Below are 11,829 nucleotides of genomic sequence, written 5' to 3' on the forward strand. Positions count from 1 at the left end.
CCATCGACTCTCCGGATGTCAGGCCAGATGTCGAGCCTCGATCGCGCCTGCAGCCACGGCTGGACTCGGAATCTGTTCGTCCAGCGCCGCCAGCCGCTCATCGATGGCGGCGATGACCTTGCGCGAGAACGGTCCGAGATGGGCATAGGCGGCGATCATCTGGACCGCAATGCGCGCCGATGACGTGTCGCGCTTGGCGCAGTTCATGAATGTCTGCCACAGCGGCCCGCGCGCTTCGGGAAGCGCGGAGACGACACGATGCACGGTCTCCATCGCACCGAGCTTGGCGCGGATATCCCCTTCCGCGAGTTCGTGGCGCTGCCGCGAACGGTCGAGCAGCGTCATCAAGCGATCGACCCGTCCCGCATAGGCGGCCGGGCTGTAGACGTGCTCCAGCACGCGCTTGTAGTCCGTCAGGATGTCGCGCAGCGGGCGCACCGGATCGAAATTGATCCCGGCCGTGCACTGATCGGCGCCGATGGTCGGCGCCACATCGTGGCCCGCGTGGAGCCGGCCTTCGCGCTCCAGGCGGCGCGTCAGTTGCGTGTTCGGCAAGGCATAGAGCAGTCCGACCATGCTGACGGGAATCGCCGCTTCCTCGATGAAGTCGATCATGGCGTCCGCCATGGAGACCTTCTCGTTGTCGAAGCCGACGATGAAGCCCGCGGTGACGAGCATGCCGGCGGCGTAGATCTTGTGGATGCTCTCGGCGATGTTGCGCCGCGTGTTCTGCTTCTTCCGCATCGCGACCAGCGTCGCCGGATCCGGACTTTCGATGCCGACGAAGATGGCGAAGAAATTGGCCGCCCCCATCAGGTCCAGCAGTTCGGGATCGTCGGCGAGATTGACCGAGGCCTCGGTGGACAATTCGAAAGGATAGCCGTGGGTACGCTGCCATTCTGCGAGTTTCGGCAGGAACTGCCGCAGCGACTTCTTGTTGCCGATGAAATTGTCGTCGACGAAGTCGAGATGGCCGCGGTAACCCATCTGATAGAGCCTCTCGAGCTCGACGAACATCTGCTCGATCGTCTTGGTCCGCGGCACGCGGCCATAGAGCTCGATGATGTCGCAGAACTCGCAGGTGAAGGGACAGCCGCGCGAATATTGCACCCCGAGATAGAGATAGTCCTCGAACTTGAGCAAGTCGAAACGCGGTACCGGCGTCTTGGTCACGTCCGCCTGGAATTTCGGCGCGGTGAAGACGCCGCTCCGCGCGCCACCCTCCCAGGCCGCAATGAACTCGTCGATGACGCTCTCGGCCTCGCCGAGCACCCGGAAGTCGGCCCGCTCATAGATGTGGGGGCTTGAAGTCGGATCGGGACCGCCCACGACCACCGGCTTGCCGGCCGCGCGGCAGAGCTCGATCAGACGCAGCGTGTCGGCCTGCTGCGGCATCATCCCGCCGGTGAAGACGACGTCGGCCCAGGCGAGATCCTCGTCGTTGAAGGACGCCGTGTTGCAATCGATCAGCCGGACCGTCCAGCTTTCGGGCAGCATCGCGGCAACGGTGATCAGGCCCAAAGGAGCGGCCGGGCGCTTTACGCCCAATACCTTGCAGGATTCGCCAAAGGTCCAGAAGGACTCTGCCGAGAACAGCGGGTACAGCATCAGTACGTTGGGACTCGGCACGTTCATGGAACTCCTTCTGGCGTCGGCGCAGTGTACCAAAGCGCCTGCGTCTTGCACCCCGGCAAAAGGGACAAACTGTCGCCGTGGCCTCGACCGGCCATGGAACCGGCCTTCACAGCCGGGCGTCGCCTCAGACCCACGGATTGGCGCCCGCGGAAGGTCGACCGAATCAACCATGATGGAGGGCGAGACAAAACACCACCCTCCCCACAATCTTCCCTCGGCGTAATTCTTCGCATTTCACCCCTCGGACTGTTGATTTGAACAGTTCCAGTTTGCCGGACACATTGCGCCCCTGAGTTCAATCGGTGGATTGGGCCAATCAGGGGACTGCGATGGCAAACCTAACAATCAACGGAAAAACCTTCACACTCGACGTCGAGCCGGATACGCCGCTGCTCTGGGCGATTCGCGAGAATGCCGGCCTGACGGGCACCAAATATGGTTGCGGCATTGCACAATGCGGCGCCTGTACCGTGCACATCGAAGGCGTCGCCACCCGCTCCTGCGGCGTCTCGGTCAGCGAAGCCGAGGGCAAGAAGATCACCACCATCGAGGGGCTCGCCTCCGGGGATACGCTGCACAAGGTACAGGAGGCCTGGATCGCCCAGGACGTGCCGCAATGCGGCTATTGCCAGAGCGGCATGATCATGGCGGTGGCGGCGCTGCTGAACGAGAAGCCGAAGCCCACCGACGCCGATATCGACGAGGCCATCACCAATATCTGCCGCTGCGGCACCTTCCAGCAGGTGCGCGAAGCGATCCACACGATCGCAAGCGCGTAAGGAAATCCCCACATGAATAAGCATATCTCGCCGCGGCTCAACCGCCGCGCCTTCGTCATCGGCAGCGCCACGCTCGGCGCCGGCCTTGCCATCGGCCTCGACCTCCCCTTCGGCGGGCCCGCCGTGGTCCGTGCGGCCGACGGCTCGCCCGAGATCGGCGCCTGGGTCGTGGTCAGGCCCGACGACACCGTCGTGATCCGCATCGCCCGCTCCGAGATGGGCCAGGGCTCGCTCACCGGTCTCGCCCAGCTCGTCGCCGAGGAGCTCGAATGCGACTGGACCAAGGTCACGACCGAATATCCGACACCCGGCCAGAGCGTTGCCCGCAAGCGTGTCTGGGGCGATTTCTCGACCGGCGGCAGCCGCGGCATCCGCTCCTCGCAGGACTATGTCCGCAAGGGCGGCGCCACCGCGCGCGTGATGCTGATCCAGGCCGCCGCCGACGCATGGAAGGTGCCGGCCTCCGAATGCGCGGCCGCGAACAGCGTCATCACCCATACGCCATCGGGCCGGACCACGACCTACGGCAAGGTCGCCGAGGCCGCAGCCAAGCTGTCGCCGCCGGCCGAGGTCAAGCTGAAGGATCCGAAGGACTGGAAGCTGATCGGCAAGGGTGTGAAGCGGCTCGACACCGTCGACAAGACCACCGGCGCCATGATCTACGGCGCCGACATCAAGCTGCCGGGCATGCTGAATGCCGCGATCAAGGATTGCCCCGTGTTCGGCGGCAAGCTGAAGAGCTTTGACGAAGCCAAGATCGCCAGCATGAAAGGCGTCAAGAAAGTCGTCAAGGTCGGCGATACCGCGGTCGCGGTCGTTGCCGACACCTGGTGGCACGCCAAGACCGCGCTGGAGGCGTTGCCGATCGTCTGGGACGAGGGCGACAACGCAAAAGTCTCCAGCGAGTCGATTGCGAAGTGGCTGGCCGAAGGCCTCAACAACGACCAGCCGGCCTATGTCGGCAACAAGAACGGCGACGCCAAGGCGGCGATTGCGAGTGCGGCAAAGAAGGTCGAGGCCGTCTACTCCTATCCCTACCAGAACCACGCCACGATGGAGCCGATGAACGCCACCGCGCTCTACACCGCGGACAAATGCGAGGTCTGGTGCGGCACGCAGAATGGCGAGGCGGCGTTCGCAGCGGTGCTGGAGGCTTCCGGCCTGCCGGCCGACAAGTGCGACGTGCACAAGGTGATGTTAGGGGGCGGTTTCGGCCGGCGCGGCCAGACCGACTATGTCCGCCAGGCCGTCATGATAGCCAAGCAGATGCCGGGCACGCCGGTCAAGCTGTTGTGGTCGCGCGAAGAGGACATGGCGCACGGCCGGTATCACCCGATCACCCAGTGCAAGATGACCGGCGCGTTCGACTCCGACAACAACCTGGTCGCGCTGCACTATCGACTGTCCGGGCAATCGATCCTGTTCTCGCTGCGCCCCGAAGCGCTGCAGAACGGCATGGATCCGGCCGCCTTCCAGGGCGTCGCCCAATCCGGCGAAGCCGCGTTCGGCTATTCGGTGCCGAACCTGCTGGTCGAGCACGCGATGCGCAACCCGCACGTTCCGCCCGGCTTCTGGCGCGGCGTCAACGTCAATCACAACGCGATCTACATGGAATGCTTCATGGACGAGCTGGCCCAGGCCGCGGGCCAGGACCCGCTCGAATTCCGCCGCAAGCTGATGGGCAACCATCCCAAGCATCTGGCGGTGCTCAATGCGGTCGCCGAGAGGATCGGCTGGAGCACGCCGGCGCCGCAGGGCGTTTACCGCGGCATCGCCCAGGTCATGGGCTATGGCAGCTATGTCGCCGGCGCCGCCGAGATCTCGGTGACCGACGGCAGCAAGATCAAGGTGCATCGCATCGTCGCCTCCACCGACCCCGGCTACGTCGTCAATCCGGCGCAGGTCGAGCGGCAGATCGCGGGCTCCTTCGTCTATGGCCTATCCGCGCTGTTCTACGGCGGCTGCACCGTCAAGGACGGCAAGATCGAGCAAACCAACTTCGACACCTACAACTCGATGCGCATCAACGAGATGCCGAAGGTGGAATCGGTGATGGTGCCGAGCGGCGGGTTCTGGGGCGGTGTCGGCGAGCCGACCATCGGCGTCGCCGCGCCGGCGGTGCTCAATGCGTACTTCGCCGCGACCGGCAAGCGCATCCGCTCGGTGCCGCTGCGGGACCAGAATATCACCTTCGCCTAAGAGCAGCCGCGGCGGCCTATCGGCCGCCGCGGTATTTTGCGGACAAAATTCATGAATGCGCCGGTGACACGGCGGAATGCCCTTCTCGGCATCACCGCCGCGGCCACATCGTTCGCCGTCCCCTCCATCCTGCGCGCGCAATCGGCAGGCCGCGTCGTCGTGATCGGCGGCGGTTTTGGCGGCGCGGCCTGCGCGCGGGCGCTCAAGCGCGCGCAGGCGGGCTTGCAGGTGACGCTGATCGAGCCGAACAAGACCTTCACGTCGTGCCCCTTCAGCAACGAGGTGATCGCCGGCCTGCGCGAGATCGACGCGCAGCAGTTCGGCTATGACAGGCTCGCCGCCGAGGGCATCACCGTCGCCGCTCAGGCCGCGACGGCCGTCGACGCGCAAAAGCGCAGCGTGACGGCCGCCGATGGCGCCACGTTTGCCTATGACCGCCTCGTGCTCTCGCCCGGCATCGACTTCCACTTTGAAGCTCTGCCCGGCTATGACGACGCCGCATCGGAGAAGATGCCGCACGCCTGGAAGGCCGGCGCGCAAACGCTGTTGCTGCGCAGGCAGCTGGAGGCAATGGCTGACGGCGGCACGGTCGCCATTGCAATCCCGGCCAATCCCTCGCGCTGCCCGCCCGCACCTTACGAGCGTGCCAGCCTGATCGCGCATTATCTGAAGACGAACAAGCCACGCTCAAAAGTGCTGGTGCTCGACGCCAAGGACGGTTTCTCCCAGCAGCGGCTGTTCGAGAAGGCGTGGAAGGAGCTCTACGGCGACATGATCGAGCGCGTCGCGCTGTCGCAAGGCGGCCGCGTGACCTCGGTCGATCCTGCAACCAGAACCATCATCACGGAGTTCGGCAACTACACGCCCGATGTCGCCAACGTCATCCCGCCGCAGCGCGCGGGTCGTATTGCCGCGATCGCGGGCGCTACGGATGCGACCGGCTGGTGCCCGATCGACCCCGTGACCTTCGAGTCGAAGCTCGTCAAGAACATCCACGTCATCGGCGACGCCTGTCTCGGCGGCGGCATTCCCAAATCGGCCTCGGCCGCAAGCGGGCAAGGCAAGGCTTGCGCCGCTGCCATCGTCGCTTTGCTCGCGGGCCGCGCGCCGGAAATGCCGCGGCTGACAGGCGTCTGCTACAATACCGTGGCACCCGGTTACGGCTTCTCCCTCGCCGGCAACTACCAGCCGAAAGGCGACATCTTCGCCGAGGTCGAAGGCGGCGCGACGAGCCCGGTCGATGCCCCGCGCGAATTGCGCGCCCGCGAGGCGACCGAAGCCGAGCGCTGGTTTCAAACCATCACGGCGGACACCTTTGGCTAAATCCTCCGTCCATGGCGTGGCGCTGATCGCCGCCAGTCTCGCCTTCGTCAGCGTTGCGCGCGCGGACGAACTCGCCTCCTACAAGGTAGCCGGCGACGGCATAGTGGAATCGCTCACGGGCACGCCAGGCGATGCCGTGCGCGGCCGCGCGCTGGTGCTGGCGCGCACCACGACCTGCATCCTCTGCCATTCCGGTCCCTTCCCGGAAACGCGGTTCAAGGGCGATCTCGCACCTGACCTCACAGGCTCCGGGAACCGCTGGTCGGTGAGCCAGTTGCGGCTTCGGCTGGTCGATGCGGCCCGCTTCAACCCGGAGACCATCATGCCGTCCTATTATCGCATTGACGGCTTCGTGCGGGTCGGGCGCAACTTCACCGGCAAGCCGATATTGTCGGCGGCGGAGATCGAGGACATCGTGGCTTTTCTTGCAACGCTTCGCGACTAGGACTGTTCATGCCAACCACGCGACGACAATTTTTGAGCCTCGCCGGAGGCGTCACTGCCGCCGGCACGATCCCGATCGTCACCCTGCGTCCGCTTCACGCGACCCCAGCGATGCTCAATACCGCGATCCGCAACGTCGTCGGCGAAGCGCCGATTCGCACCGGCAGGGTGAAGCTCGACATTCCGCCGCTGGTCGAGAACGGCAACACCGTGCCGATGATGGTGAGCGTTGCAAGCCCGATGACCGCTGACGACCACGTCAAGAGCATCCACATCTTCAACGAGAAGAACCCGCAGCCGAACATCGGCAATTTCTATCTCGGCCCCTCCTGCGGCCGCGCCCAGGTCGCGACCCGCATCCGCCTCGCAGACACCCAGAAGGTGGTTGCGATCGCGCGACTGTCCGACGACACGTTCTGGCAGGTCGCCGTCGACGTGGTCGTGACGCTGGCCGCCTGCACCGAGGAGATGAACTGATGGCCGCGCTCATCAACGTTCCCGCGAAGGCCAAGCGCGGCGACGTCATCGAGATCCGCACGCTGACCTCGCACATCATGGAGACGGGCTTCCGCCACACCGTGGACGGCAAGCTGGTGCCGCGCGACATCATCACGAGCTTCACCTGCCGCTACAATGGCGCCGAGGTCTTTCGCGCCGACCTGTTTCCGGCGATCGCAGCCAATCCTTATCTGTCGTTCTTCACGGTCGCCAGGGAAAGCGGCAAGTTCGAATTCGAATGGATCGGCGACAACGGCTATTCGTCCACTGCGTCGGCGTCGATCACTGTCGAATGAGCGTTTGGCACGCGATAGCAGCAGCGGCCTTGTTCGCCGCGGCCCCAGCCCTGCTCGCCGGTGAAATCCCGCCCGATGCGCGCCGGTCCGGCTACTCGTTCATGGGCCCGGACACGCGCTCCATGCAGGATGACGACACCTCCAATCCGGGCATGCTGTTCGTGCTCGACGGCGAACAGCTCTGGACGAAGAAGTCCGGCAGCGCGGAGAAAGCCTGCGCGGATTGCCATGGCGATGCGCACAGCAGCATGAAGGGCGTCGCTACGCGCTATCCGGCCATCGACAAGACGCTCAGTCGCCCCGTCACGCTCGACCAGCGCATCAATCTCTGCCGCGCCAATCATCAGCAGGCGCCGCCACTGCCTTACGAGAGCCGCGACCTCCTGGCGCTGTCCGCCTTCGTTGCCCATCAATCGCGCGGTGTCGCGATCACCGCCGGCGACGATCCGCAAGCAAAGCCCTTCGTGGCGCAAGGCCGCGACCTCTTCATGCAGCGGGAGGGCCAACTCAACCTCGCCTGCACCAATTGCCACGACGACAATTTCGACAAGCGCCTTGCGGGCGCGCCGGTCACGCAAGGACAGCCGACCGGCTATCCGCTCTACCGCCTCGAATGGCAAACGCTGGGATCGCTGGAGCGGCGGCTGCGCAGCTGCATGAGCGGCGTCCGCGCCCAGGCCTATGATTACGGCTCGCCCGAGCTGGTCGCGCTCGAGCTTTATCTGATGTCGCGGGCGCGCGGCCTGCCGATGGAGACGCCGGCCGTACGGCCCTGAACGAGAACGGCTGGGATCACCCAGCCGTTCCGCAAGGAGCTTGACCTCGTTGACTACTCCGCCGGCGCGGCCGACATCTCCGGATGTGCGGCATAGTGTTCGCTGGCGCCGAGCTTGCTGGCCGCGAACAGGCCGGCGGCCATCGCAGCGTAGGCCAGCGCGACGGCGGGCGTGACACCGAATCCGCCGCCGATGCCGACGGCCTCGCCATGCATGAAGCCGAAATAGGTCAGGACCGCACCGACCAGCGCGAAGCCTGATGCCTTCTCGAAGTCGCGCTCGATGATGAAGACGCCGATCGCGCCCAGGATGAGGCCGCCGAGGATGGAGCCGCCGCCCATGACTTCGAGCCCGTGGTAGAACACGCCCTGCTGCGGCAACGCTGCGATCGCGGCGGCCTTCACCGCGTCCGCCTTGTCGGCGGCCATGCCGCCGACGGTTGCCGCCGCATTCATGGTCGAGCCGAGCATCGTGTCGATCTGCAGCTTGGCCCAGGCGGCCAGATGCGGCGTCAGCGCCAGCACGATCGCGGGCGCGTGCTTGACCGGCGTGGTCTGGAACGCCTGCGCGCCGATGAGCATGCCGATGTAGAGCAAGATCGGCGAGATCGCGACCACGGGCACCAGCGCCAGCAGCACCGAGATGATGCCGAACCAGGCCAGCACGATCACCATGATGCCGGTTGCGGCGGAGTAACCGATGCGGCCGCCCATCGCCTTCCAGCCGGGATGGCCGATATAGACGGCGTTGATGAAGGGATTGCCCATCAGGCAGCCGATCAGGCTGACGACGCCGTCGGCCGTGAGTACCCGCGTGGTCGGATATTCGTCGCCGGCGGCTTCCGCGCTCTCGACATTGTCCATGGCTTCGACGAGGTCATAGATGCCGAACGGAATGGCGGTGACGAGGATGATGCCAAGGAATTCGAAGCCGGAAAAGACGTAGCCTACGGCGGGGAGCGGCACCGAGAAGCCGAAATTGGCAAAGGCATCGCCGACACCCTTGACGCTTAGTCCACCGAGACCGAGCCCGAACAGGTTCGAGCCCCATGCGATGATCATGCCGACGGCGATGGCGACGAGGCCTGCGGGAATGCCGCGCGGATATTTCACGCCGCCAAACCAGCTCACCAGGATGATGGCAAAGCAGACGAGGCCGATCTGCGGCGTCATGTACATTTCCAGCGCCGGCCGCATCGAGATGAAGGTGACGGAGACACCGGCGAGCGTGCCGAGCAACGCCGCGCGCGGCGTGATCTTGCGGATGAACGGCGCGATGAAGCCGCCGATCATGAGGATGAAGCTTTGGAAGAATACCCAGACGAGGCCGGCGGACCAGCCCTTGAGCGGATCGCCGGTCTTCAGCGTGATCGGCAGCATGATCACGAAGGTGACGATGAACATGTGCGGCACGCTGACGCCCGAGGGCAACGCGCAGACGTCGTTACGGCCGGTCTTCTGCGCCAGACGGTAGGCGAGGTAGGCGTAGTAGAAAGTCGAGAGGCACATCATCAGCCCGAGCGCGGGGAGGATGCGGCCGAACACCAGACTATCAGGCATCTTCAGGACGAAGCGCAACAGGCCCGTGAGCACCAGCATGTTGACGAGGATGTTGGTGCCGAAGCCGAAAAACGCATTCCAGTCGCCCGATGTCCATAGTGCCGGCTTGTACTCAGACGTATTGAACTCAGACTTGCCGGCCGTCCCCGTCAATATGCTCATGACAATACCCCTATGTGGTCGAAACCTTCATTGCCTCCAGAACCGCGGCCGAGGTTGCGACCCAGCCGAAGATGCCGCCCTGGGCCTTGATCATCTTCAGGCCCATCTCGTGAAACTCGGGGAAGTAGGACGCGCAGCCGTCCGACATGACGACGCAGCGGTAGCCGCGGTCATTGGCCTCGCGCACCGTGGTGTTGACGCACACTTCAGTGGTGACGCCGCACACCAGCAGATTCTCGATGCCGTATTTCTCCAGCACGTCGCCAAGCTCGGTGGCGTAGAACGCGCCCTTGCCGGGCTTGTCGATCACGATCTCGCTGTCGAGCGGGTAGAGCTCAGGAATGATGTCGTGGCCCGCTTCGCCGCGGATGAGGATGCGGCCCATCGGGCCGGGATCGCCGATGCGCAGGCTCGGCGCGCCGCGCTCGACTTTCGCCGGCGGCGCGTCGGAGAGATCGGGCAGATGGCCCTCGCGGGTGTGGATCACCAGCATGCCGGTGTCCCGCGCCGCCGTCAGCACCGCGCCGATCGGCTTCACCGCGCGCGCGAGCTGGCTGACGTCGTTGCCGAGCGTCTCGCCAAAGCCGCCGGGCTCCATGAAGTCGCGCTGCATGTCGATGATGAGAAGCGCGGTGCTCGGCCAGTCGAGCTTGATCGGCTCGGGCTCGGCGTTGATGACGCCCAATGTCGGCTTGCTCGAGTCCAGCATGACGCCCGCCCCTCGCGAGAACTCTCTTTGCCGGAGTTCTGCAAGCGCCGTGCCATTGTGTACAATTGCGATGGCGCGCCGGACGTTAGGGAATTCGTTGTGTGGTCAGAAGGTTACGTCGGCGATCGGCGTCTGCATATTCCCTGTGCGACGACTTCGCGGCGGGCATTTGCCTAGAGGATGGGCGGCCTCCGCCGTCATGCCGAGGCGACGCTCTCTCTTTTCCCTCTCCCCGTTCTTACAGGGAGAGGGTCGGGGTGAGGGCTGCCTCCGCAATCACGGTGAGAGACGGACTCGCGGAGAGTCCCCCTCACCCGGATTGCATCTTCGATGCAATCCGGCCTCTCCCCGCGAGCGGGGAGAGGCGAAGCACTCGCGGCTCGCCCCTACGCCCCATACAGCTGCCGATACTCTTCCTCGTACGGCGCATAGGAGTCCTTCATCGTCGCCATGTTCAGCAGCATGGTGGCCACCATCGTGCCCGCCTTGTCGAACACACGCGTCCTGGCCCAGGCGCTTTCGGTGCGGCGGCTGCCGGAAAGCGCGACGATCTCGCGCTCGACTTCGTAGTCCTCGTCGACGAAGAGCGGCCCCTTCACCAGCCTGATCTCCTGGTCGGCGAACAAGCCGACTGCCGGCCCCTTGGCAGGCAGCGGATCGTCCTTCGAGCGATACTGGAACAGCACGCTCAGCATCTCCATCGGGACGATCGGTCTGCCCCAGGGGTTGTCGACGCCCGAATAGTACGGCGAGTTTTCGGTGATGACGGCGAGCTTCTGCCGCAGCGAGAAGGGATAAAGGTCGCCCATGGTTTGATCAAACGCCATGCGGACCGTCTGCCGCTTGCCGGTCTGTGCCACCTTGACGTCGCGCAGGATGACGGGATCGGCGAGCGGTTTGAGCTCGGCGAGGCGCGCCTCCAGCGCGGTCGCGGCGTGCGGTTCGCCGACGGAGGCCGTGCCGCGCAGCACCTCCGTGCCATCGCGCTTGACCATTCGAATCTGGCACTGGCTCGTCCCGGGCAGTGGCTTCGACAGGATCGCTTGCACCTCCTCACCCTCATAGCAGACGCTGCGATAATGCGCGGACAGGCAGCCGGTCTCGAACCAGGCGCGTCCCCACAGCTGCGCGCCGAGCGGGGCGAACTGGCTGAAATGCGTCGGGCCCTCGATGGTACCGCCCTTGAAGCCGAGCTTCTGCGCGGTGGCGTCGTCGTGAATGGACGCGTGCGCGTCGTAGGTTTGCGCTTGCAGCATCTGACGCGGCTGGCGCCACGGTCCGATCAGGGCCTCAGCCGTCGCTGTGATCTCGGTGTCGAATGCCTTTGCAGCCATGATGTTCTCCACTGGAAGCCATGACTAGCAGGAGCGCCACGGATGCGGCCAGCGATATTGACTTCGCCGGCCCATGCTCTTGACTGGGTATCTTCCGCTTCGCAAGGCCGCAAAT

11 protein-coding genes are annotated in these 11,829 nt (G+C 65.0%); 7 read left to right on the plus strand and 4 right to left on the minus strand.

What is annotated here, in order from left to right; genetic code table 11:
• Positions 1–18 precede the first annotated feature (18 nt).
• Positions 19–1,635 (minus strand): B12-binding domain-containing radical SAM protein, encoded by a 1,617-nt coding sequence (locus XI04_RS16015; RefSeq protein WP_028143113.1) that lies wholly within the window; start codon positions 1,633–1,635, stop codon positions 19–21.
• A 329-nt stretch (positions 1,636–1,964) separates the two neighbouring features.
• On the opposite strand from XI04_RS16015, the gene XI04_RS16020 reads away from it, so the two are divergent.
• From XI04_RS16020 to soxA, 7 genes are read left to right on the plus strand one after another with little or no spacing between them, the layout of a single operon-like run.
• Positions 1,965–2,414: a (2Fe-2S)-binding protein gene (locus tag XI04_RS16020; protein ID WP_028135089.1), complete on the plus strand. Its 450-nt coding sequence runs from the start codon at positions 1,965–1,967 to the stop codon at positions 2,412–2,414.
• 12 nt (positions 2,415–2,426) lie between these two features.
• Entirely contained in the window at positions 2,427–4,613 is a 2,187-nt protein-coding gene (locus tag XI04_RS16025) for a xanthine dehydrogenase family protein molybdopterin-binding subunit (protein ID WP_271609699.1), read from the plus strand.
• Positions 4,614–4,664: 51 nt separating this feature from the next.
• On the plus strand, positions 4,665–5,936 hold the full coding sequence (locus tag XI04_RS16030) for an NAD(P)/FAD-dependent oxidoreductase (RefSeq protein ID WP_271609700.1): 1,272 nt from the start codon (positions 4,665–4,667) through the stop codon (positions 5,934–5,936).
• Positions 5,929–6,381, plus strand: coding sequence for a sulfur oxidation c-type cytochrome SoxX (gene soxX / locus XI04_RS16035; RefSeq protein WP_271623725.1), 453 nt, complete (start codon positions 5,929–5,931; stop codon positions 6,379–6,381). The genes XI04_RS16030 and soxX overlap by 8 nt, the downstream gene beginning before the upstream one ends.
• A gap of 8 nt (positions 6,382–6,389) precedes the next feature.
• Positions 6,390–6,857: a SoxY-related AACIE arm protein gene (locus XI04_RS16040; protein WP_028143118.1), complete on the plus strand. Its 468-nt coding sequence runs from the start codon at positions 6,390–6,392 to the stop codon at positions 6,855–6,857.
• On the plus strand, positions 6,857–7,174 hold the full coding sequence (gene soxZ, locus XI04_RS16045; protein ID WP_212429097.1) for a thiosulfate oxidation carrier complex protein SoxZ: 318 nt from the start codon (positions 6,857–6,859) through the stop codon (positions 7,172–7,174). Before XI04_RS16040 ends, soxZ begins: the two co-directional genes overlap by 1 nt.
• A complete protein-coding gene (gene soxA, locus XI04_RS16050; protein ID WP_161966497.1) occupies positions 7,171–7,950 on the plus strand; it encodes a sulfur oxidation c-type cytochrome SoxA in 780 nt (259 codons plus the stop codon). Before soxZ ends, soxA begins: the two co-directional genes overlap by 4 nt.
• Before the next feature lie 53 nt (positions 7,951–8,003).
• Here the strand turns inward: soxA and XI04_RS16055 are convergent, their stop codons facing one another.
• The 3 genes from XI04_RS16055 to XI04_RS16065 all read right to left on the minus strand — a co-directional run bounded on the left by XI04_RS16055 (position 8,004) and on the right by XI04_RS16065 (position 11,714).
• Complete coding sequence (locus XI04_RS16055) at positions 8,004–9,671, minus strand: hypothetical protein (RefSeq protein WP_028143121.1); 1,668 nt, start codon at positions 9,669–9,671, stop codon at positions 8,004–8,006.
• 10 nt (positions 9,672–9,681) lie between these two features.
• Positions 9,682–10,380, minus strand: coding sequence for a cysteine hydrolase family protein (locus XI04_RS16060; protein ID WP_028143122.1), 699 nt, complete (start codon positions 10,378–10,380; stop codon positions 9,682–9,684).
• Between the two features lie 386 nt (positions 10,381–10,766).
• Entirely contained in the window at positions 10,767–11,714 is a 948-nt protein-coding gene (locus tag XI04_RS16065) for a hypothetical protein (protein WP_173015883.1), read from the minus strand.
• Between the last annotated feature and the right edge of the window lie 115 nt (positions 11,715–11,829).

It is taken from the genome of Bradyrhizobium sp. CCBAU 11430 (assembly GCF_028128855.1).
Lineage (GTDB): Bacteria > Pseudomonadota > Alphaproteobacteria > Rhizobiales > Xanthobacteraceae > Bradyrhizobium > Bradyrhizobium ottawaense.

What these genes read in the sequence shown, in the direction of transcription:
- XI04_RS16015 (WP_028143113.1), bottom strand. Translation starts at nt 1,635, where the DNA reads ATGAACGTGCCGAGTCCCAACGTACTGATGCTGTACCCGCTGTTCTCG.
- XI04_RS16020 (WP_028135089.1), top strand. Translation starts at nt 1,965, where the DNA reads ATGGCAAACCTAACAATCAACGGAAAAACCTTCACACTCGACGTCGAG.
- XI04_RS16025 (WP_271609699.1), top strand. Translation starts at nt 2,427, where the DNA reads ATGAATAAGCATATCTCGCCGCGGCTCAACCGCCGCGCCTTCGTCATC.
- XI04_RS16030 (WP_271609700.1), top strand. Translation starts at nt 4,665, where the DNA reads ATGAATGCGCCGGTGACACGGCGGAATGCCCTTCTCGGCATCACCGCC.
- XI04_RS16040 (WP_028143118.1), top strand. Translation starts at nt 6,390, where the DNA reads ATGCCAACCACGCGACGACAATTTTTGAGCCTCGCCGGAGGCGTCACT.
- soxZ (WP_212429097.1), top strand. Translation starts at nt 6,857, where the DNA reads ATGGCCGCGCTCATCAACGTTCCCGCGAAGGCCAAGCGCGGCGACGTC.
- soxA (WP_161966497.1), top strand. Translation starts at nt 7,171, where the DNA reads ATGAGCGTTTGGCACGCGATAGCAGCAGCGGCCTTGTTCGCCGCGGCC.
- XI04_RS16055 (WP_028143121.1), bottom strand. Translation starts at nt 9,671, where the DNA reads ATGAGCATATTGACGGGGACGGCCGGCAAGTCTGAGTTCAATACGTCT.
- XI04_RS16060 (WP_028143122.1), bottom strand. Translation starts at nt 10,380, where the DNA reads ATGCTGGACTCGAGCAAGCCGACATTGGGCGTCATCAACGCCGAGCCC.
- XI04_RS16065 (WP_173015883.1), bottom strand. Translation starts at nt 11,714, where the DNA reads ATGGCTGCAAAGGCATTCGACACCGAGATCACAGCGACGGCTGAGGCC.